Genomic DNA, 22,235 nt, shown 5'->3' with positions numbered 1-22,235 from the left:
TTTATTGTTTGAAGGAGCAAGCTTTCAGTGACAAAATTAACTTGGAGCCACCGACTGAGACCCCGGTTTAAGGGTATAAAGAGATCTCAGAGGTCAACATCCGACGGCGCGATGCGTTCTCGGATGCTATTTTGGTTTGTTTGTTATGCAACAATGAGGTAAATGATGTTTGAATCCTTGCAAGAGCGACTTGGTTCTATCCTGTCTCATTTGACGGGACGTGGCGCTTTATCGGATCAGGATGTTGTAGAGGCGCTGCGTGAAATTCGTCGCGCTTTATTGGAAGCTGATGTTGCTCTTGATGTTGTGCGCTCTTTTACCGATAGAGTTCGGGAAAAAGCTGTTGGGGCCGAAATCGTTAAATCAATTAAACCAGGCCAAATGGTGGTTAAAATTGTTCATGATGAATTGGTTCATATTCTTGGAAATGAAAGCGTTCTGAGTGATTTAAATGCACCAGCTCCTGTTGTTATCATGATGACTGGTTTGCAAGGTTCGGGAAAAACAACCACAACAGCAAAGCTTGCAAAACGTTTTACTGATAAGCACAATAAAAAAGTTCTCATGGCGTCATTAGATACACGCCGTCCCGCTGCACAGGAGCAATTGCGCCAATTGGGAGAGCAGGCAAAACTTGCAAGCTTGCCTATTATTGCGGGTCAGCTGCCCGTTGATATTGCATCACGTGCCGTGCAGGCTGCTAAATTGGGTGGTTATGACGTGCTTCTTCTTGACACAGCAGGACGTAATCATATTGATGAAGCTTTGATGCTCGAATTGGCTGAAATTAAAGCATGTTCCCTTCCTCATGAGATTATGTTGGTGGCTGATAGTTTGACGGGGCAAGATGCCGTTCATCTTGCTCGTTCTTTTGATGAGCGTGTAGGGATTACGGGGATTATTTTAACACGGATGGATAGTGATGGGCGTGGTGGCGCTGCTCTTTCTATGCGTGCTGTTACAGGTAAACCAATTAAAGCAATTGGAACTGGTGAAAAAATAGATGCTTTAGAAGAATTTCATCCCAGTCGTATTGCTGATCGTATTCTCGGAATGGGGGATATTGTTTCTTTGGTTGAAAAAGCTGCAGAAACAATGGATCACGAGAAAGCTGCTGCTTTTGCAAAAAAAATGCAAGCCGGAAAATTTGATCTGAATGATCTTGCAGAACAGTTGCAGAAAATGAAAAAACTGGGTGGAATGGGCGGTATTATGGGCATGTTGCCAGGAATGGGGAAGGTCAAAGAGCAGATTGCGGCTGCGGGGTTTGATGATCGTTTGTTTGATCGTCAATTGGCCATTATTTCATCTATGACACCGAAAGAGCGGGCGAATCCAGAGCTTTTAAAACATAGCCGCAAACAACGAATTGCTAAGGGGTCTGGTACGACAGCGGCTGATATTAATAAACTTTTGAAGATGTATCGCCAAATGGCTGATATGATGAAAGCCATGGGTGGTAAAGGAAAAAGTGGTTTTATGGGAAAAATGTTGGGAGGCCTTGGTTCCAAAATGGGTTTTGGTGGTATGGGAAACTTGGGAGGGGATTCTTCAGCTATGCCGGATTTGTCGGGATTGGATCCAAAGCAATTCTCAATGCTTCAAAAGCAAATTGAAAATGGTAATGGAGGGAAGCTCTTGCCCGGACTTCCTAAGCGTGGACCTACATTTCCTGGTTTTTCCAATGGCATTGTCGATGGGGGAAATTTTCCTCAGCATCCTAAGAAAAAATAAGATGTAAAGAGGGAAAGGAATATAATGCAGGAAACAGTATTAAACGAATTGGCACATTTACGAGCATCCATTGATAATTTTGATGCAACCTTGATTCATATCTTAGCAGAGCGGTTTCGTTGTACGAAAGCTGTTGGGCGCTTAAAAGCCCATTATGATTTGCCTAAAGTAGATCCTCTGCGTGAGCAATATCAGGTAGCGCGTTTGCGGCAATTGGCTATAGATAGTCATCTTGATCCTGATTTTGCTGAAAGATTTTTAAAATTTATTATTAAAGAAGTTGTGAGTCATCATGAAGTTATTGCTGAAGAGCAAAAAACAAAAAAAGTCAATTTAAACGAAAGCCAGAGCTGACAATAGGAGATAAAATATGGCATTGAAAATTCGTTTGTCCCGTGGAGGTTCAAAAAAACGTCCTTACTATCATATCGTCGTTGCAGATGTTCGTAGTCCGCGCGATGGACGGTTTCTTGAACGTGTTGGTGCATGGGATCCAATGTTGCCTAAAGATGGACCGAGGGTGAAACTTAATGAAGAACGTATCCAATATTGGCTTGCGCAAGGGGCTCAACCAACAGATCGCGTTTTACGGTTTTTAGATGCAGCTGGCTTGAAAAAGCGTCCAACTCGTAATAATCCACATAAAGGTGAACCGGGTAAAAAAGCACAAGAACGTATAGCAGCAGCAAAGCAAGCGGCAGAAGAAGCAGCGGCAGCGGCTGAAGCAGAATCTGCTACAGCATAAGAAGCATGGTTGTTTAATCAACGTGTTTTTAAAAGCTTTAGAAAAATAAATATTATCCGTTTTTGTCTATCAAAAACGGATTTTCTTTAAAAAGCTGCTTGTTTAAACCGCGCTGGTTTTTTTTAAAAATCAATGGCGCGGCCTTTAATTTCCCAGTCTCCATAGCGGGAAGGGTCTTTGCCGCCGCGTCCGCCGTTTTCTAAAGGTTGTTCTTTTTTTGTTGCGCGTTTTCGTCTTTCCTCAGCTTCTTTAAGGGCGCGTTGTGCTGCGGGAGAAAGAGATTGCTGTTTAATGACAGTTGCATTTTTTTTGCTTGTTTTCTCATCTTTTTTATTCATTTTACACCTATTCCATTGAAAAAGCAGAAAGAAAACACCATCATATAGTATTGATTGACTTTTATCATGGAGTTTTTTGAGTAATGAATATAATGCGTACAGCTATGCTTTTGGCTTTTTTAACTGCTCTTTTTATGGGAGTTGGTTATCTTGTTGGAGGGGGTGGTGGCATGGTCATTGCTCTTTTGATGGCAAGTGGTTTAAACTTTTTTTCTTATTGGAATTCAGATAAAATCGTTTTACGCATGTACGGGGCGCGTGAAGTTGATCAGCATTCAGCACCAGTTTATTATAAGATTGTAAGCGATTTAGCTAAAAAAGCTTCTCTTCCTCAACCAAAAATTTATGTTATTGAGAATGCACAGCCAAATGCTTTTGCGACGGGACGTAATCCGCAAAATGCAGCTGTTGCTGCAAGTACTGGGTTGTTAGAGCGGTTAAGCGCTGAGGAAATTGCCGGCGTTATGGCGCATGAGCTCGCACATATTGAGCATCGTGATACGTTAACAATGACTCTAACCGCAACGATTGCAGGGGCAATTTCAATGCTTGGTAATTTTGCTTTCTTTATGGGAGGACAGCGTAACTCTTCAGAAGATTCTCATGGCGCAGGGGCAATTGGAGGATTTATTGCATTGCTTGTGGCGCCTTTTGCAGCGATGCTGGTGCAAATGGCGATTAGCCGTACACGGGAATATGCTGCGGATCGTAGAGGGGCTGAAATATGTGGTAATCCTTTATGGTTGGCTTCGGCATTGCGTAAGATTGCTGATGGGGGACGTGGGGTATATAATGAAGAAGCAGAGCATAATCCAGCAACCGCGCATCTGTTTATTATTAATCCTTTGAGCGGTGAGGGAGCGGATAGTCTTTTTTCGACACATCCAGCAACTGCAAATCGTATCGCTGCTCTTTATCAGCAAGCAGAAGAGATGAAAGGGGCTCTTGCCAAAAGTGTGGGATGGAATAAAGAAGACGCTATACATGAAAAAAGCAGCGGGATGAACTATGGAGATTTTCATAGTGGTCAGACTCATGTATTAGGTGAACAGGAAAACAGTTCTTTTCAACGTGTTACAAAACGTCCTTCTTGGCTTCGTTATGAAAATTCAAAAAGATCTCGTTCATAGAGTTATTGAGGGAGCTTTTGAGAAAACTGTGATATAAAGGTGGTGTTTTGAAACACAAAAAAGCGGGGCATGTGTCTGAAAAAAATGTTCCAGGATTAGCTGTTCGGCAGGTGTGTGTGCGTCTTTTTGGGGCGGTAGTTGATAAGTACACGCCTCTTTCTGGTTTGACAGATAATGAACACGGAAATCCACAATATTTAAAACTTTCACAACGAGATCGTTTGTTATGTCGGGCTATTTTAACAGCTTCATTGCGTCATCGAGGGCAGATTATGGCGGCTCTCTCACGCTTTTTGGCGCGTCCTTTGCCTTCACAAGCACTTTCACTTCAGAATCTTTTGCATATCAGTGTTGCACAAATTCTTTATCTTGATATTCCTGATCATGCGGCTATTGATTTAGCTGTGCGTGTGGCGAAACTTGATCCTCGAATGCGCCGTTTTTCAGGGGTAGTGAATGCTCTTTTGCGCAATGTTGCGCGTGAGGCAGAGCCTTTACGCCAACAAGTTCCTACCATTGAAGGTGTTCCAGCGTGGTTTGGACAACTTTTAGTGTCAGCTTATGGAACAGAAAAGGCACATCAGATTATCGCAATTCAAAGTGTGGAACCCCCTCTCGATTTGACAGTGAAATCTGATAGTGGTGGATGGGCTGAAAGGCTTGGTGGTGTGGTATTGCCCAATGGTTCTGTTCGATTGAATCGTCTGGAGTGTTCTGTTTCTGATTTACCAGGCTATCGTGAAGGGTCTTGGTGGGTTCAAGATTTCGCTGCATCGTTGCCTGCTTGTTTACTTGGGAGTATTGAGGGTAAACGCGTTTCTGATCTTTGTGCGAGCCCTGGGGGAAAAACAGCACAATTGGCTTTGCAAGGGGCTGAGGTGACTGCAATTGAGCTTTCTGCTAACCGCATAAAGCGTTTAAAAGAAAATATGGAACGGCTTCATTTTTCAGTTCACATTTGGCAGGGCGATGTGAGAAATTTCTATCCCACACAGCTTTTTGATGCGGTTCTTCTTGATGCTCCTTGTTCTTCTACAGGAACAATCCGTCGTCATCCAGATATTTTATGGACGAAATCGAAGGATGATATCGTCAAGTTAGCGGCGTTGCAATATGATTTGCTTGTCGCAGCAATTTCTTTGGTGAAGGTAGAGGGGCGGATTGTTTTTTCCAATTGTTCATTGGCAAGAGAAGAAGGTGAAGATCTTATTGAGAAAATTTTGTCGACACGCAATGACATTGTTTTAGACCCTATTTGTCCAGAGGAAATAGGAGCACTGGAGCATTTGCTTTGTGAGGGGGTGTTACGGACAACGCCTGCGGATTTTTGTCATAAAAATTTTGATGCTGAGAAAACCGTATTTTTAGGAATGGATGGTTTTTTCGCTGCGCGCTTACGAAAAATTGCTTAATTAACGCTTCATTTACAAAAATGGTCGAAATTGTATTTGATTCAGCATAAATGGAGATGAAATTTTGGCGGTTGCGGTAAAAGCTCCTCAGGTAAAAGTGGCAGCCTGTATCGATACGATACAGAATGTTATGCGGCGTTTATGGGTTGGACCATTGTTTCGTTGGCGATTTTCAGGGTTTCGTCCTCATAAAATTTTAGCGCATCCCATGGATTTGCATGTAGCAGACTCTATGATGGCGCATGAATTTTATCATGGTCGTTTTGCTTTTGCTGGTCACATTGTTCATTCTGGTGCTGTTTCGCCGTTTTCATTGGTTCCACCAACGCTAGAATGGGAAGCGGCTCTACATGATTTTCATTGGTTGCGCCATATGGAGGCAGCAGGAAGTGATTTAGCTTCTGCACATGCACGCTCTCTTTTAGAAGATTGGTTTGACCATGCTGGCAAGAAGGTAAAAGGATTTGCTTGGAGTGGTCCTGTTGTGGCGCGGCGCTTGATTTCATGGATTTGTCATTCGAAAATGTTGTTAGAAGGGGCAAGTGAGCGGTTTGAAAAACGCTTTTTGCGTGCACTTGGTTTGCAATTTCGTTATTTGCGCGTGACAATTTGTAGTATGGAGCACAATGATCAACGTTTACAAGCAGCAGTGGCTTTGACATTCGCATCTCTTGCTTTGCCTGTTTCTGTGGCAGTGAAAAAAAAGGTACAAACGACGCTTATAGAGGAGCTTTCCCGTCAAATCCTAGTTGATGGTGGGCATATTTCCCGTAGTCCTGTTATTTTGCTGAATTTGTTATCGGATTTATTGTCGTTACGGCATCTTTTTATGCGTAGCAATGAAACGGCACCCCGTATTTTGATTGATTCTGTTGAGCGTATGTTGCCAGCTTTACGATTCTTTATCCATGAGGATCAGACGTTGGCCCATTTTAATGGGGTTGGTCCCCTTGTGTCGGAACGGTTATCATCACTTTTGGAGCTTGATGAAACAGGAGGACATCCTTTTAGTTATGCCCGTTATTCAGGATTTCAGCGCTTAAAAGCCAATCAAACAACAGTGCTTGCAGATACAGGAAAGTTTCCACCCCGCTCTGTAGCACAGCAGGCTTGTTCGGGGTGTTTGTCTTTTGAAATGTCTTCACAAGGGCACCGTTTTATTATCAATACCGGTGTTAATCCTGATGGGAGGGAAGATTATCGACATTTAGGGCGTGTTACTGCAGCACATTCAACAGCTACGCTTAATGATTGTTCAGTGGGTTCTTTTTATCATAAAAAGAAAAATGGCGCGCCATTTTTGTTTGATGGACCAACAGATGTTCAAGTGTGCCGTATAGATGATTCAGAGAAGACGGGTTTTATTGCGAGTCATAATGGTTATGTGCGACCCTTTAATCTTATTCATGAGCGTGGTCTTATTTTGGCGACAAATGGAGATACGATCGAAGGTTTTGATCGCTTTTTTATGCCAAGTAAAGGGAGAAAGAGACACAAGAGTGTGCAAAATGAACAAAATTATGTTGCTGTTCGATTTCATCTTCATCCACAAGTTGAAGTTAACTATGATGGCAAACGTGTGTGTTTAGCCGTAAAGAACGAGAACGTGAAGAGCGAACAAATATGGTATTTTATATCGCCTGACGCAGATATTTGTCTTGAAGATTCGATTGATTTTGCAGAATTAACAGGTCCACAACGGACACAACAGATTGTTTTATATTTTCGTCCTGCATTTCAGGAAAAAGTTCGTTGGCGTTTTATCCGTAAAGCGTTTGATAAAAAATTAGAACATTGTTCCAACCCATAGTATATTGCGTTTTATATTGCGTGTCGCAAAACATTATTGTTTATTGTGGTAATATTCTCAAAATTTGAAGATCATATCAATTTTATACACGAAGCATTTTTTGGGAGTATGGGTTGGATGTTTTTAGGCAAGGTTTGCTCATAGAATCTCATGAGGTGATGCTAAAGGGATTGGCTTCAGAAAAAAAGGTTTTTGAAAGACCCTTGTTGACAGATGAGTACTAGTTAAGGATTTTGATCCTTTAAAGATATGGAGAGAAAATTAAGCCGTTGCTTATCTTCGATAAGTTTTTAAGTGTGCTGTTGGGATCAATATTTCTCTCTGAGAGAGTTGCATTAATAGGATTACGCTCTTCACGAAAAACAGAGCGCTATTGTATTGTATATTCACGGACTTATTTTAAAGAAAAATCCCTTAACGCTTCCAAGCCTATTTTGCGACGATGCCCGTGATGGGTATAACGGTAAATCCATTAAGCACCCCCCATCTTTATGCTTATGAAAGAGCAGTTCGGCACTATCACACTATTTATCAGTGTCCAATGTTTGTAACAGTTCTTGGCACTAGAGAGGGTTCATAAGAGGCATTTTTAGCCTTTTCTTAATAGCTTTTATCCATACAGCTCCCCCCGCTTGTAACGTGCAGGCGAATGGTTTTGGTTGATTCAACATACATAGATTTGAAATGAGAGAAACTTACGGTATTCGGGGTTCTAATTTAATATGAATAACGCTAAATTATTATTACAAATCAAATGTTGTACATCACAGAAGCATTGAAAATTCGAGAAACAATACATTACAATGGCCAAGAAAAATAACCCTTCTGCTCTTTGTTATTATACTAAAAATGAAGTCATAATAACAAACCACAAAATGCGCACTTTTTTATAGCAAAGCATTCTCTCAAATATCTCAAACAATTTTCATAAAGATTTACGCGAATAACGTCGTGCAATTGAATCAATATCACCTCGACAAATTCCAAGATCGCTGAGTTCATATGTTGAAAGACGACTTAACGCATTAACGGTTCGACGATAACGGCGCCAATTACTATAAAAACGTAGAATATTCATATCCTCTACTCAAACTTTTCATTACACTCTTTAGTTTAAGAATAGAGTATATTACTAAAAAGAGTTGTGTTATAATATCATAGCAGGTATGCATCTACATACAAGATAATATCCCTTTAACATTTTCCTCATGCGAAAGGGTAACCATTAAAAATATCAACAAGAACATCTTATCCCTAATCAATGGCTAAATTATGTGCATTTTCTGCGGTGATAAACTTCTTCACGTGTAGATTCTTTGGATTGAATAACTGCTTCCATTTCAACAGTTATCAATAGTCATACGATAATTATGAAAAATTCCTTGAAACATTTGTCTCATACGAAAAGAAAAGCAGCAAAATTATTAATGGCGGAAGTGACGTGTTCCTGTAAAAACCATCGCTAACCCCTGTGCATCAGCAGCGGCGATAACTTCTTCATCACGCATGGAGCCTCCTGGTTGAATAACTGCTGTTGCTCCTGCTTCAGCTGCTGCTAATAAACCATCTGCAAAAGGAAAAAATGCATCTGATGCAACAACAGATCCTTTTGTGAGAGTTTCTATTAAGCCTGCTCTTTGCGCACTTTCTGCTGCTTTACTTGCAGCAATTTTGGCTGAATCGATGCGGCTCATTTGTCCGGCTCCAATTCCAACTGTTGCGCTATTTTTCGCGTACACAATAGCATTTGATTTAACGTGCTTTGCTACACGAAAAGCAAATTGAAGATCACGCATTTCATCTTGAGTTGGTGCCCGCTTTGTCACTACTTGCAATTTAAGATCATCGACTACCACGTTATCACGTGATTGCACTAAAATACCTCCTGCAAGTGTTTTCGCAAGAAGTCCTCCACAGCGTGGATCAGGAACTCCACCTGTAATGAGCAAACGAAGATTTTTTTTCTTGGCAATAATTTCACGTGCCGCCATTGTGGCATCAGGAGCAATAATCACTTCTGTGAAAATTTTAACAATCTCTTCAGCACATTCCTCATCAAGGATTTGATTTAAAGCAACAATTCCACCAAATGCCGATACATTATCACACATAAAAGCTTTCAAATAAGCTTCTTTCAAATTTTCTCCTTCCGCAACACCACAAGGATTGGCATGTTTAATAAGAGCGACAGCAGCGGTTTTTTGCGGATCAAATTCTGCCACGAGTTCAAAGGCTGCATCTGTATCATTCAGATTGTTATAAGAAAGCGCTTTGCCTTGTAAAAGTTTTGCTGTTGCAATACCAAAACGTTTTTCATTATTGCGATAAAATGCTGCCTGTTGATGTGGATTTTCTCCATAGCGCATAACGTTTTCAAGATGACCAGAAAAACTCTGCCACGATGGAGTTTCAATTTCTAAATCCCGTGCAAACCATGATGCTATTGCCGTATCATAAGCAGCGGTGTGTGCATAAGCGCGCATTGCTAGCTGATGACGCATAGATAAGCTTAAACATCCATTATGCTGCTTTAATTCAGCTAGAATCGAATCATAATCTTTTATCGCTGTTACAACACCGGTATAAGCATAATTTTTTGCCGCGGCGCGAATCATCGCCGGTCCACCGATATCAATATTTTCAAGAATCGTTTGCCTATCAGCTCCCGAAAGGATCGTCTCTTCAAAAGGGTAAAGATTCACCACCAAAAGATCAATTCCATGAATGCTGTTCTTTTCCATAGCTTCCCTATGGTTAGGATCTTCTCTTACCCCTAACAAAGCACCATGAATCAAAGGATGGAGTGTTTTTACACGCCCATCCATTATTTCAGGAAATCCGGTAACTTCAGCAACATCTTTTACGGGTAAACCAGCCGCTATGAGGGTTTTGGCTGTTCCTCCTGTTGAAATTAATTCAACATTGTAAGTAGCATGAAGAGCTTGTGCAAAAGCAACCACACCCGTTTTATCAGACACAGAAAAGAGAACACGATGAACCCGATGAAGATCAGGTATGGGAAAATTTTTGGCAACAACACCCATAACAGCAGCCTTAAAAATGAAAGAGTTAAAATTCTAGTAAAACACGCTTATACGTTTATAGCATAAGCCTTTAGCAAAATACACTGAAAGGATAAACTGCCTTTTTAGAATATAGGATGACTCACCTTTTTCTATTATCCTGTAAAAACCTCTCATTTGAGGTGTGATGATAGGTATAAAAGTCGCGTTGAGAAATTAAATGTTTTTTTGTTGCTTATAATTCAATATCTCATCTTCATAGCAGTTGTGAAACAAAAAATGTATCCGTATGTTCTTTGCTATATTAGATGAAGGCGAAAGTATTGCGTATATCAATTGGAGTAATCTCTGAAATGGGAAACAATCTAATGAAGCAAGAATATAAAATTATAAAGGCAAAAATGAGTGCTCATCTTTTCTATTATTTTAAAATTTAGCTTTATGTTTTTCAAAAGCGTTTATGACAATTCTTTTTAAGAGTGAAGATAATGCATTTCTTCACATTTTTGGGCATTACATTTTTAATGAATCAACCCTATTTTATGATGTTTTTTTGATAAGAGTGTCGCGTAAATCTTTTGTGGATGGTATAAAGTTCATTGTATGCTTATGATCTTTAATTTAACAAAGGCGCAAGTTGGTAGCTTTTATTCTCTTTATCAGTTTTCAAGATTCTAAAAATTTTTGTTACTTGAGATGGAAGAGGTATTTTTTTTTAGTTTTTTTGCCGTAGCAGAAAAAGAAAACCTCCTAACACACCAGTAGCTAAAATAAACCACGTGATTGCATAAACGAGATGATTATTTCGAAAATGGATAATCGTAAGACCAACGACAGGAAGTTTTGCTTGTGGAGATGTTTTTCTGGCATCAATGAAATAAGGGGCAACAGTGGACAAACCAAGTTTTTGTGCCATAGCGGGGAGATCGCGCGTATACCATAAATTTTTGTCAGGATTATTTTTACGCGGGAAAAATCCATTTTTTTCACTCATGCGTAATAAACCTATAATCGTTGTTTGTTCTGTGTCTGTGGTAGAATTTTGCTGAGATAAGGCATTTGTATGTGATTGCTCTGTGTTTTGAAAATTGTTACGTTCATCCATGGGGATAAAGCCACGGTTGATAAAGATCAGTGTATTATCAGCAGTTTTTAAAGGAGTCAAAACCCAATAGCCTGTAGTATTTTGAGCGGCAGCAGTGACTAAAATATTTTTATCTGTTAAAAATTTTCCTGTGATAATAACAGGTTGATATTCATATTTTTCAAAAGTAACATCTGACCATTGATTTTTTGGAGGGGCTTTTATGGGGGGCAAATGAATGCGTTGATTGGTACTGGTGATAAGATTTGTTTTCCAGTTTAACCGTTGTACTTGCCATATACCTAATGCACTGAAGAGAAGAAAAAAACAAATACATAAAGTTCCAAATAAAAAAGAAGAAAAACGGCAAGAATTTCCCTGAAGCTTTGTCATAGGGGGCTCTTTTTTGCTCATGATTTGTGCTTCCTTTCGGGACAATAGGCTTTTATTCTAACATGTATATATTAAAAAAAACATTTTGTACGCGTTTTGGTGGAATTTGCACGCCTTATTGAGGAAAAAGATGAAAAATGAGCCAACAAGAGATGAAAAAGGTTTTATAAAAGACTTGACCTTTTGTTGTCGACCCCCTATTAGAAAGAAACTTCTCAATGATGCCCGTTCAAGGTTGCATTGCGCGTGTTTTGCGTTCATTGTGTCCTTTGGGTATGGGGATTTGAAAGTTTCTTAGAGTTTAAGGGTGAAGTTTATGTCTCGTGCATGTGAATTGACAGGGAAGACGGTTCTGTATGGTAATAATGTTAGCCATGCGAATAATAAGACTCGGCGTCGTTTTTTACCAAATCTTTGCAATGTGACATTGATTTCAGAGGTGTTACAGCAAAGTTATCGCTTGCGTATTTCAGCAAATGCGTTGCGTTCTGTTGAGCACCGCGGTGGTCTTGATGGTTTTTTGATTAAAGCAGACGATAAAGAGTTGTCACAACGTGCGCGTTTGTTAAAACGCCAAATCGTTAAGAAAAAAGCTGAGCAAGAAGGTGAGCAGAAGGCTGAACAAGCAGCGTAATTTTCAGCGTTATTGTTTTTGGCTTTTTTCTTTTTGATCGCTCTGTTTTATTGGTTCCATATCCCAGGTTAAAAAAATGTCTTCAAGCGGTCTTTTATTAGAACAGCAAAAGAAAAGGTGTGTTGTTTTTTCTATTTTTGCAATGTGCCTTGCTGTCACGGCTTCTAATATTTTAGTTCAATATCCTGTCTATTGGTTTGATTTGAATGCGCTGTTGACTTATGGGGCTTTTACCTATCCATTTGCTTTTCTAATCAATGATTTGACCAATCGTTTTTATGGTCCATCTGCTGCGCGGCGTGTGGTTTATGCTGGTTTTTTTACGGGTGTCTTTGTTTCTTGGATATTGGCGACACCACGGCTTGCACTTGCTTCTAGTTTTGCATTTTTATTTGGGCAACTCCTTGATATTGTTGTTTTTACTCCTTTGCGACGTAAAACATGGTGGAAAGCACCTTTAGCGGCAGCGTTGGTTGGTTCAGCTTTGGATACAGTGCTGTTTTTTGCTCTTGCTTTTTCTAGCTCGTTTGCTGTTCTTGATAAGATAACAGGCTATGCTGATAGTTCACTAGTGAAGAGTACTGTTTTGGGAGGGATAGGCATGCCAGTTTGGCTATCGCTTGCTTTTGGTGATTTTTCGGTAAAAATTATTATGAGCCTGTTTATGTTGATTCCTTATGGAACAATTCTTAATATTGTAAAGCTTCCTCTTTATCAAAGTCCTTCAAAGGATGATTCTTCTTTTGTTTGTAACAAATAATGGTCTTTGTTCTTTTGTTTTGCTAAAGAAGAGGGGAGGGGAGTTATGTCCTCTAAGGGCAGAATTTAAGCGGATTTATAAGAGGTATTTTGATTCTTTTCTCAAGTTGTATTTATCCATACATCATCTATGCTTACGATGTGTAAGGAAATGGTTTTGACTGATTCAGTATGGGATAAGAGCATCTTATCAGCATTAAAAACAGATAATAAAGCTCTTATAAAGGATCAAAAATGTTTTGTTAAGAGTTGTGATGTCTTACTTATGATTATTTGAGCTATAAGAAACTTGGTTCTTATAAAGGAAAAAACATTTCGATATACATTTGGGTAGTATATAAATAGAAAAATAAATACCAATGGTATCAAGTCTTTTTTGACAGTTTTAAAATTTGGTTATACTGATATTTATCATTATTTTAGTAACAAATGTTTGTGCAGATATGTTAATGAATTTACAATTTGTTATAATGCGATCTCTGTAGAATTTGGCAAACGCTTCGAGTGTTTATTTTAGATAATTGTAGGTTAGAAATGCGATACTTGGAGCTGATAGTATGAATAAAATGATAAATCAAACAGATCATACAGAGGCTTTATTTGATAATTTTGTATTAACTTCCTTGAAAAAACAGAGAGAGACTAGGGAGTTGCCTATTGTAAAATCACCTCTTCGTTATCCGGGAGGGAAAAGTCGTGCTGTTCCTATGATTATTAATAACTATATAAGGAAACAGAAAACTTTATGTTCTCCTTTTGTAGGAGGCGGTTCAATTGAATTAACCTTAGCAAAAAGAGGAACAAGGGTTTATGCTTATGATGCTTTTAAGCCGCTTGTTATTTTTTGGCAGATGCTTTTGAAAGATGCTTCAGCTCTTGCAGAAAAAGTGAGAGAATATGAAGATATGACTCCCGTAATGTTTTATAATCTCCAAAAAACTTTTGGGAATATTAAAAATCAATTAGAGATTGCTGCCGTTTTTTTGTTCTTAATCGTTCTTCTTTTTCCGGAACGACACTTTCTGGTGGTATGTCTCCAGGACACCCCCGATTCAATTATCGTTCTATTGAACGGCTTAAAGATTTTAAGATTGAAAACTTCATAGTGGAACACAGAGATTTTACAGAAAGTATTCCTAAACACTCTAACGATTTTCTTTATTGTGATCCTCCGTACCTTATTAATCAAAAACTTTACGGTCACAAAGGCGATAAACATAATTCTTTTGATCATCAAGCTCTTGCTGAACTTTTGAGAAAGCGTCAAGGATGGGTTTTATCTTATAATGATTGTGTGGAAGTTAGAGAACTTTATAAAGGACATACAATACTTAATCCTGAATGGACTTACGGTATGGGAAACAATAAAAAATCAAATGAACTCGTAATTTTGAGTAAGGATCTTTAGGAAATTGCATGAATCAGGTAGAAAATGGAAAAGCCTTTGAATATGCTTTGGCTATGGGTTTTAAAAAAGCAACAAAGGCTTCTATAGAGTTTAATTCGTCTTTTCAAATAGCGGAGTCTTTTTATAATTTATTTAATGATACTGAAAAAAGGCTTTTAAATCTTGCTTCTATTGAAGCAGCCATTTTTTACAGTTACATGATAAAAATATTAGAAACACGAAAACTATTGTTCTTCAGGAAGATTTTGTTGGGATCAAAGGAGATGTCCGTGATATTATTTTAAAAGTTCCTGAAAATCCTATTGGTATTTCTGCAAAACATAATCATAGCGCTATCAAACATCCTCGCCTTTCCAGTAAAATAGATTTTGGTAAAGAATGGACAGGTTATTCTTGTAGCAGCGTTTATTTCAATGAAGTTAGTCCTATTTTTGATTATTTAGCAGAGCTTAGAGATAAGAAGATGTTCTTTAGAGATATAGAGGATAAAGACAGCAGAGTTTATCTTCCAATCCTAGAAGCTTTTTCTAAAGAACTTCAAAGGCTTTGTTTAGATTATCAAGATAAATTTGTGAAGCTATTGTTTCAGTATGTTATAGGTTCTTATGATTTTTATAAGATTATGATAGATACAAGATCTAAACAAAAACGGGTGATTATTCAGTCTTTTAATTTGAAGGGTACTCTGGGATATGGTCGTAAATGGAAAGTTCTAAGCAAAACTTTATCAGTCGCAATATAACCAGAAAGTAAAAACAAACTCATTACAATTTTTGAAGATGGTTGGAGCATTTCTTTTAGGATTCATAATGCATCCAGTAAAGTAGAAGCTTCCTTAAAGTTCGATATTCAATTTGTGGGATTATCTTCTCAGGTTGTTAGCCATCAAATTCCGATGGTTTAATGATAGAGATAATTTTTTAAAATGTAATCGTTGCTAATTCAAGGCAGGTTTATTTCTTATGAATATGAGTTCTTTTATCACTAAAAAGTATTTCTAATTGTTTTGTTATGGCGTCGGCGAGTTCTTCAGCATTCATAATTGTTACAGCACGTTGATAATAACGTGTGACGTCATGACCAATTCCAATGGCAATGAGTTCGATAGGGGAGTGTGTTTGGATTTCTTGAATCACTGCGCGTAAGTGTTTTTCTAAATAATTGCTGGAGTTGACCGATAGTGTCGAATCGTCAACAGGAGCACCATCAGAAATGACCATGAGGATGCGACGTTGTTCACGCCGTGATAAAAGGCGTTGATGAGCCCAAATCAAAGCTTCTCCGTCGATATTTTCTTTTAATAATCCTTCTTGCATCATTAAACCTAAATTGCGTCGTGCGCGACGCCATGGGGTATCAGCACTTTTATAGATGATATGGCATAAATCATTGAGGCGTCCAGGATTATGGAGTTTGTTTTGGGTAAGCCATTGTTCGCGCGATTTTCCCCCTTTCCAAGTTTTGGTGGTAAAACCTAAAATTTCAACTTTGACACCACAACGTTCAAGAGTTTGTGCCAAAATATCAGCACAACTTGCAGCAACGCTAATGGGGCGTCCGCGCATTGAGCCAGAATTATCAATGAGGAGTGAAACAACTGTGTCCCGAAATTGGGTGTTGCTTTCCATTTTAAAAGAAAGGGGTTGCATGGGGTCAATAATTAGACGTGGAAGCCGTGTTGTATCAAGATATCCTTCTTCAAGGTCAAAGTTCCAGTTGCGATTTTGTTGCGCCATCAAGCGGCGCTGGAGACGGTTTGCTAAACGTCCAACGATGTTTTGGAGATGATTGATTTGCTTATCAAGATAACGGCGTAAGTGATCTAACTCGTTTTCAGAACAAAAATCTGTTGCTTCCAAAATTTCATCAAATTGACGGGTGAAGATTTTATAATTGCCAAGTCTTTCCATTTGTTCCGAATCAGAAAAAAGGTGTTTGGGTTTGCTCGGCTTTTCTTGCCAAGGTCCATTTTTTTGCTCGCCGTCAGCTTGATCATTGTTGTTTGATTGTGTCGCTTGTGTTTTTCCATCATCTTGCACATCACTTTCTTGTTCAGTGCTGGTTTGTTCTTCACTTTGAGCGTGTTTTTTGTTTTTACTCTCTTCTTCTCTTTGGTCTTGAGGTTCACACGCATTTTTTAATTTTTTATTGTTTTCACTGTTAGAAGCTTCAGCTTGTTGCACTGTCATTTTGAGTGTAACAAGCATTTGGCGAACAATCTGTGCAAAAGCTTGTTGGTTGTAAATATGATGTGGGAGTTCATTGAGTTGTGATGCTGCTTTTTGTTCGAGTTCTTTACGCCACAATTCTAAGACAGAACCCGCTTCTCTTGGAGCTGCGCGCTTTGTTATTTTTTCACGCAATAAAAGTGCAATCGCTTCTTGGATGGGGGCTTCACTTTGGTTGCTAATTTTATGATAATGGGCTCTTTTGTATTTATCGGCGAGCATGACATCAAGATTTTTTGCAAGTCCCTCCATGGCTAAAGTACCAATTGCTTCAACACGTGTTTGTTCGAGGGCATCAAAGATAGCACGTGCTTCTGATTCTGGTGGAGAAAATTGCATGTGAATGCGGTTGTCATGCCATGCTTTGCGCAGAGCCATGGAATCACCTAGTCCGCGGGTAATAGTGATGTCTTTATTCGTTGCGTATTGAGGTAATTCTGGTAAACGCGCGCAACTTTCGCTTAAAGATGGTCGGTTATGACTAAAGGAAACTTCAAGGTTGTTTGTGCCTGCAATCGCACGCATACAGGTGGAAAGTGCTTTTTTAAAAGCTTCAGCATTAAGAGTGTTGTTGGAAGAATCTTTTGCCGGATTTTTGTTGTCGCCAATATCGGTAGCCATGAGTGACAGATTCCTTAAGGCGAAACACCATGAATGAGTGATTCGGGAAGCTCTTGTCCAAAGGCGCGTTGATAAAATTCTGCAACAGTGGCACGTTCGAGTTCATCACATTTATTGAGAAAGGTTAATCGGAAGGCAAAGCCGACATCTTGAAAAATTGTTGTATTTTCTGCCCAAGTAATGACGGTACGTGGACTCATGACAGTTGAAAGATCTCCATTGATAAAAGATTGGCGTACCATATCAGCAACATGAACCATTTGTGAAATTGTCTTTTTTCCCTCAGCCGTTTGAAAAGATTTGACCTTTGAACAAATGATATTAACCTCTTTATCATGGGGTAAATAATTGAGTATCGTAACAATAGACCAGCGGTCCATTTGAGCTTGATTGATCTGTTGGGTACCATGATAGAGACCGGTTGTATCACCAAGACCAATGGTGTTTGCCGTTGCAAAAAGACGAAATGCTGGGTGTGGAGAGATGACACGGCTTTGATCAAGTAAGCTTAGTTTTCCAGAGGTTTCAAGAACGCGTTGGATGACAAACATAACATCGGGACGCCCCGCATCATATTCGTCGAAAACAAGAGCAATATTATTTTGATAAGCCCATGGCAAAATGCCCTCTTTAAATTCAGTGATTTGTAAGCCATCTTTTAAAACGATAGCATCTTTTCCTACAAGATCGATACGACTTACATGACTATCGAGATTAATTCGAAGACAAGGCCAGTTAAGACGTGCAGCAACTTGTTCAATATGCGTTGATTTCCCTGTACCGTGATAGCCAGAAACCATTACACGGCGGTTAAAGGTAAAACCTGCGAGAATCGCTAAAGTTGTTTGCTGATCAAAAAGATAATCAGGATCGATATCAGGAACATGGGGACTTTTTGTGCTAAAAGCAGGGACTTTCAGATCTGTTTCAATATGAAATAGATCGCAAGCACAAAGTGTAATATCGGGCAAATTTTCAACGGTAAGATTTGTCATTATGTTTCTGGAAGGGAGAGGACGCTATTTATTCATTAGAAACGATACAAGAGTTAAAGTATTTATGCAATGCTCTATAATGAGAGCCTTAGATATTGAAGAAAGATTTTTTTACGTATTCTATAATGTTTTGCAAAAAAAGTAACATTTTGCGCAAATAATGATGGTCTAAATGAAAATAGACTCATATAAGCGCATGTTTTCAGCACAAACCAGACTTTTTTAGCAAATTGTAAGCATGTAAAACATCACGAAAGCGCTCTTCTGAAGCACGATTACCACCATTGGAATCAGGATGGTGCTTTTTTACCAACTCTTTATATTTCATTTTGATGTCTTCTGCTGAAGCGTTTGCCTGTAGTCCCAGTGTATCAAAAGCTTTTGCTTCTAAGGGCTTTAATTTTCGTGAGAACTTATTGCTTGAATGCTGCCCAGTAAAAAGCGTGAAGGGATCGCGCATGCGATTTTGATAGGCAGCTGTGCCAGAGCGAATCTTTGCATAATTCGCGGCTGTTTTTTTCGATGTACCATTGCTCAGATCTGTAGGCCATGTCGGACGATGTCCTGTGAGAGCATCCTTTTGAAATTTTGCGATATCTTTATTGCTAAGACCAGAGAAGTAATTAAAATTTTTATTATAGGCGCGTACGTGTTCAATACAAAAATATAAATATTGTCCTTCGTGATTTCGACCTGCTGGTGCTTTATGGGACCCTGTTTTTTCACAACCTTCCCACTGACACTGTTGTGCTTCTGGCTCAGCTTTTTGTTTTTTATTTGAGCTTATGCGAATTGAATCGAATAATTTAGATGTTATTGTCATATTATTGGTTTATGCAAAATTGATTAATTTTACAAGAATTGACTTTTGAAAAATTTGTTTTCACACTTATTCTATTATGAAAAAGGTTATTTTTGCACGTTCATTTTGTTTGAGGAATGAAAAATGTTTATAGAAACAATAATTCAGAGAAAGCTTCAGGATGCTTTTCATCCGCAAAAGCTTGAAGTGATTAACGAAAGTCATCTTCATGAGGGACATCCTCATAATGAACATGCTTTTGATGGTAAAGGAGAAACACATTTTCGAGTGAAAATTTTATCTTCTTCTTTTTCTAATATGACACGCGTAGAAATACATCGAGCGATTTATAAAGTTTTACAAGAAGAGTTAGCTACTTGTGTTCATGCTTTGGCACTTGAGGTTGAAACACTCTAATTTTTTGATGAGACGTTTTTAGGAACGGGGATGGGCCTTTTGATAGATTTTTAACAAATGGTCTGTATCGACGTGGGTATAGATTTGTGTGGTGGAAAGACTAGCGTGCCCAAGAAGTTCTTGAATCGTGCGCAAATCTCCCCCCCGTGATAAAAGATGGGTGGCAAAAGAATGGCGCAGTGTATGAGGCGTTACAGTTTCTGGTAAACCAAGGCTTGCTCGTAAGTTGCGTACAGTTTTCTGAATAATGGCGGGCTGTAGGGGACCGCCTCGTGCCCCGCGAAATATGGGTTGGTTATCCACTAAAGGATATGGGCAACATTTGAGATAATTTTGTACAGCTTCGTAAACAATTTTGATGAGAGGAACAAGGCGTGTTTTGCCGCCTTTTCCTGTTATAAATAAACTTGTTTTTTTAGGATCAGAAAATTGTTCTGGTGTGAGGCTTAAGGCTTCTGATATTCGCATTCCACAGCCATAGAGAAGCATGAGGACAGCCGCATTACGAGCGCTAATCCAAGGTTCATTTTCTAGCTGGTTTTCTTGTTTGACTATGTGAAGTGCTGATTTGATCGCTAAAGGTTTTGGGAGCGATCTTGGGTGTTTGGGGCTTCGGATAAGCTGAGCCGCCGGAACATTGACGATTCCTTCACGTGATAGGTACTTGAAAAAAGAACGGATGCCTGCTACTCCGCGGCTTAAAGAACGAGCACTTACATTGTTTGTACGCCGATAAGCAAGATAAGCACGCAAGTCACTGATGCGTAAATGAGCAAGATCTGTAAGGGTTGGTGTATGATTTAAGTGTTGACAGAGAAAAGACAAAAATTGCCGCGTATCACGTTCATAGGCTTGCACTGTTTGTGCTGACATACGACGTGTTTGGGTAAGACACTCTAACCAATTTTTCCTTGCGTTTAAAAGTGCATGGTCTGCTGGAATGAGAGGAATATTTTCATCTTTTCTCTTGTCGTTTTTGATAGGCATTATCTAGTTGAGAGTTTCTTTCTTTTTAGATTTTTCATCGTTAGAATGACCATTCTTGTTTTGGGGTTGCTCTTCACGATTGATAAGTTGCTTTTCACCTTTGAGAGAGAGTATTTTCACAAGATTGTGTGTTGACATCAAATGCGCAAAAATTAATCCTAAAAAGCCATTTTTATGAAGTTTGGCAAGTTGGCTTGCTGATAATTTATTCAATTTTTCTTCATCAACAACCCAAAAATGTTCCAATTGCGCTGAGAGACCTTTATCGTTTTTCACATTGATGGATTTTTGGCTTAGAAGATCCATTTCTACAAGAACATCAATAAACTCAGAGGTTTTCTCCATAGCGATTTTAAAACTTTCAAGAAAGCGAATACGTTCTTCCATAAAAGGAGAAATAGAGCCATCGGAATTAAAAAGTTCTGTTCCTGCAACTTCATTAAACATACCGGACTGTTGATCAAAGCAGACAGAAAGTTCTTTTTCATTGCTAATTTGTGCCAAAACAAAAGGATAGCGACGGACAAAAGCTGGAACATAAGTATTGTTTTTCCAACTTTTATCAGAAGCGATATAGTCATTTTCGTCATTAGAAAGACCGACAAGAGCTGCGGATGTGTAGTGCCGTTTTTTTTGTTCATCTTCGGCGCACATAAATAAAATAGGATAGTCTAGCGCTGCTTGAAAATATTCAGTACTTGCTAAAGGAACCCAATGAGTATCCTTGGCAAAAGACATATCAGTTGGAGGAGCAAATTTTAGATTTTTATGGGAAATTTTGTTGATTGGTGTGATATCTTTGTAAAATAGCATAATATTTGCCATAAGACTTTCTCCTTTATTAATTTGTTTTTTGTTACCAAGAAAGGTCTTTTAGAAGATTGTCTCATATGGCAACAAGATTGAATAGAAAACTATAAGATTGAAGGGTTCATTTTTGAGAGATAATATTTTTGCATGAAGTATAATAAAGAAAAGCTTAAAAATAAAGTCTATCTTGCCATTATTGGTATGCCTCATGGTATAAAAGGAGATGTTTTTGTTAAAATTCTAAGTGCTGAGCCACAGCGTTTCAAGTTTTACAGCACTCTTTATGATGATATGGGGCGTTCTTATGAAATTGTAACTCTTCGCATACAAAAAAATAAGGCGATTGTACGTTTTAAAGGGGTAGAAAATCGTAATGCGGCTGAGTCTTTAAAAGGGATTCGCCTTTATGTGACGCGTGATCAATTAATTGATGATTTGATGGAGGATGAGTTTTATCAAGTCGATTTAATAGGCTTGTGTGTCCAAGATTGTGGGGGGAAAATCTTAGGTGAAGTGTGTGGTTTTTTTAATTTCGGGGCTGGTGATTTGCTTGAAATACGTTTGAATACAGGTAAAAGAGTTCTTATTCCCTTTAGTAAGGCGGCGGTACCAGAAATTTGTATGGATTCTGGTTTTCTTGTTGTTGATCCCATGGCCGCTGGTTTAATTGATGGGGGAGACAATGATAAAAAGGAAATAGCTTGAATCTAAAAATAAAGATGAAGGTAAAAAACAACAGATGAATTTCGTCAATAAAAAGTGGAATGTGTGAAAATATTAAAAATGCTCTTTTGAGCAGATATTGTAAGCACTTTATCTCGAAATAGTCCTGAATTTTTAGAGTCTTTTTTAGTGCAAGTATTTAGAAGGATCGTATTAAATATGGCGCAGATCAAGAAGACTCA

General features: G+C 38.7%; 20 protein-coding genes and 2 pseudogenes. 13 read left to right on the top strand and 9 right to left on the bottom strand.

Translation table 11 applies throughout. The features are described 5' to 3' along the window. Positions 1-165 precede the first annotated feature (165 nt). From ffh to rpsP, 3 genes are read left to right on the top strand one after another with little or no spacing between them, the layout of a single operon-like run. Positions 166-1,734 (top strand): signal recognition particle protein, encoded by a 1,569-nt coding sequence (gene ffh, locus ACFINZ_RS01155; RefSeq protein WP_375634440.1) that lies wholly within the window; start codon positions 166-168, stop codon positions 1,732-1,734. A 24-nt stretch (positions 1,735-1,758) separates the two neighbouring features. After that, the gene (locus ACFINZ_RS01150; protein WP_375633593.1) at positions 1,759-2,088 is read left to right on the top strand and encodes a chorismate mutase; all 330 of its coding nucleotides are present in this window, start codon (positions 1,759-1,761) and stop codon (positions 2,086-2,088) included. Between the two features lie 16 nt (positions 2,089-2,104). Continuing rightward, positions 2,105-2,479: a 30S ribosomal protein S16 gene (rpsP, locus tag ACFINZ_RS01145; protein ID WP_375634339.1), complete on the top strand. Its 375-nt coding sequence runs from the start codon at positions 2,105-2,107 to the stop codon at positions 2,477-2,479. A gap of 122 nt (positions 2,480-2,601) precedes the next feature. On the opposite strand, the gene ACFINZ_RS01140 is transcribed toward rpsP, so the two are convergent. After that, entirely contained in the window at positions 2,602-2,817 is a 216-nt protein-coding gene (locus tag ACFINZ_RS01140) for a DUF1674 domain-containing protein (RefSeq protein ID WP_375606032.1), read from the bottom strand. An 83-nt stretch (positions 2,818-2,900) separates the two neighbouring features. Between ACFINZ_RS01140 and htpX the strand changes: the two genes are divergently transcribed. The 3 genes from htpX (at position 2,901) to ACFINZ_RS01125 (ending at position 7,169) form a co-directional block, all read left to right on the top strand. Next, on the top strand, positions 2,901-3,947 hold the full coding sequence (htpX, locus tag ACFINZ_RS01135; protein WP_375634341.1) for a zinc metalloprotease HtpX: 1,047 nt from the start codon (positions 2,901-2,903) through the stop codon (positions 3,945-3,947). Positions 3,948-3,994: 47 nt separating this feature from the next. After that, entirely contained in the window at positions 3,995-5,359 is a 1,365-nt protein-coding gene (locus ACFINZ_RS01130) for an RsmB/NOP family class I SAM-dependent RNA methyltransferase (protein WP_375634343.1), read from the top strand. 64 nt (positions 5,360-5,423) lie between these two features. After that, on the top strand, positions 5,424-7,169 hold the full coding sequence (locus ACFINZ_RS01125; protein WP_375701119.1) for a heparinase II/III family protein: 1,746 nt from the start codon (positions 5,424-5,426) through the stop codon (positions 7,167-7,169). Positions 7,170-8,094: 925 nt separating this feature from the next. On the opposite strand, the gene ACFINZ_RS01120 is transcribed toward ACFINZ_RS01125, so the two are convergent. From ACFINZ_RS01120 to ACFINZ_RS01110, 3 genes are all read right to left on the bottom strand, one after another. Then, positions 8,095-8,247 carry a DUF1127 domain-containing protein gene (locus ACFINZ_RS01120; protein ID WP_273790070.1) on the bottom strand — a complete coding sequence of 51 codons (153 nt, stop codon included), beginning with the start codon at positions 8,245-8,247 and terminating at the stop codon, positions 8,095-8,097. A gap of 346 nt (positions 8,248-8,593) precedes the next feature. Beyond that, positions 8,594-10,213 (bottom strand): bifunctional phosphoribosylaminoimidazolecarboxamide formyltransferase/IMP cyclohydrolase, encoded by a 1,620-nt coding sequence (gene purH / locus ACFINZ_RS01115; protein WP_375701118.1) that lies wholly within the window; start codon positions 10,211-10,213, stop codon positions 8,594-8,596. A 694-nt stretch (positions 10,214-10,907) separates the two neighbouring features. Continuing rightward, entirely contained in the window at positions 10,908-11,690 is a 783-nt protein-coding gene (locus tag ACFINZ_RS01110; protein WP_375633588.1) for an SURF1 family protein, read from the bottom strand. Between the two features lie 295 nt (positions 11,691-11,985). On the opposite strand from ACFINZ_RS01110, the gene rpmB reads away from it, so the two are divergent. From rpmB to ACFINZ_RS01085, 5 genes and pseudogenes are all read left to right on the top strand, one after another. Further along, entirely contained in the window at positions 11,986-12,303 is a 318-nt protein-coding gene (rpmB, locus tag ACFINZ_RS01105) for a 50S ribosomal protein L28 (protein WP_375633587.1), read from the top strand. A 76-nt stretch (positions 12,304-12,379) separates the two neighbouring features. After that, positions 12,380-13,063 carry a VUT family protein gene (locus ACFINZ_RS01100; RefSeq protein ID WP_375701117.1) on the top strand — a complete coding sequence of 228 codons (684 nt, stop codon included), beginning with the start codon at positions 12,380-12,382 and terminating at the stop codon, positions 13,061-13,063. 556 nt (positions 13,064-13,619) lie between these two features. Then, positions 13,620-14,470 (top strand): annotated as a pseudogene (locus ACFINZ_RS01095) (DNA adenine methylase). A gap of 8 nt (positions 14,471-14,478) precedes the next feature. Continuing rightward, positions 14,479-14,754 carry a hypothetical protein gene (locus ACFINZ_RS01090; RefSeq protein WP_375633585.1) on the top strand — a complete coding sequence of 92 codons (276 nt, stop codon included), beginning with the start codon at positions 14,479-14,481 and terminating at the stop codon, positions 14,752-14,754. Next, a pseudogene (locus ACFINZ_RS01085) lies at positions 14,679-15,374 on the top strand (HaeIII family restriction endonuclease). The gene ACFINZ_RS01090 and the pseudogene ACFINZ_RS01085 overlap by 76 nt, the downstream one beginning before the upstream one ends. 49 nt (positions 15,375-15,423) lie before the next feature. Here the strand turns inward: ACFINZ_RS01085 and cobT are convergent. The 3 genes from cobT to ACFINZ_RS01070 form a co-directional block, all read right to left on the bottom strand. After that, positions 15,424-17,319 (bottom strand): cobaltochelatase subunit CobT, encoded by a 1,896-nt coding sequence (cobT, locus tag ACFINZ_RS01080; RefSeq protein ID WP_375671985.1) that lies wholly within the window; start codon positions 17,317-17,319, stop codon positions 15,424-15,426. Positions 17,320-17,333: 14 nt separating this feature from the next. Then, entirely contained in the window at positions 17,334-18,314 is a 981-nt protein-coding gene (gene cobS, locus ACFINZ_RS01075) for a cobaltochelatase subunit CobS (RefSeq protein ID WP_375636542.1), read from the bottom strand. A gap of 202 nt (positions 18,315-18,516) precedes the next feature. Further along, positions 18,517-19,137, bottom strand: coding sequence for a J domain-containing protein (locus ACFINZ_RS01070; RefSeq protein WP_375606021.1), 621 nt, complete (start codon positions 19,135-19,137; stop codon positions 18,517-18,519). Positions 19,138-19,260: 123 nt separating this feature from the next. Here ACFINZ_RS01070 and ACFINZ_RS01065 point away from each other — a divergent pair, with 123 nt between their 5' ends. Continuing rightward, positions 19,261-19,533 (top strand): BolA family protein, encoded by a 273-nt coding sequence (locus ACFINZ_RS01065; RefSeq protein ID WP_375612716.1) that lies wholly within the window; start codon positions 19,261-19,263, stop codon positions 19,531-19,533. Between the two features lie 18 nt (positions 19,534-19,551). On the opposite strand, the gene ACFINZ_RS01060 is transcribed toward ACFINZ_RS01065, so the two are convergent. Together ACFINZ_RS01060 and ACFINZ_RS01055 are read right to left on the bottom strand one after the other, a co-directional pair. Beyond that, complete coding sequence (locus ACFINZ_RS01060) at positions 19,552-20,520, bottom strand: tyrosine recombinase XerC (RefSeq protein ID WP_375636540.1); 969 nt, start codon at positions 20,518-20,520, stop codon at positions 19,552-19,554. Positions 20,521-20,523: 3 nt separating this feature from the next. Further along, positions 20,524-21,345, bottom strand: a complete 822-nt coding sequence (locus ACFINZ_RS01055; protein WP_375636538.1) for a SapC family protein — start codon at positions 21,343-21,345, stop codon at positions 20,524-20,526. A gap of 132 nt (positions 21,346-21,477) precedes the next feature. On the opposite strand from ACFINZ_RS01055, the gene rimM reads away from it, so the two are divergent. After that, the gene (gene rimM / locus ACFINZ_RS01050; RefSeq protein ID WP_375618306.1) at positions 21,478-22,035 is read left to right on the top strand and encodes a ribosome maturation factor RimM; all 558 of its coding nucleotides are present in this window, start codon (positions 21,478-21,480) and stop codon (positions 22,033-22,035) included. The last annotated feature ends 200 nt before the right edge of the window (positions 22,036-22,235 follow it).

This window comes from Bartonella sp. AA81SXKL, from assembly GCF_042196945.1.
GTDB lineage: Bacteria > Pseudomonadota > Alphaproteobacteria > Rhizobiales > Rhizobiaceae > Bartonella.
Note: the sequence above shows the minus strand (reverse complement) of the source record. Positions and strands in the feature narration are given on the sequence as shown.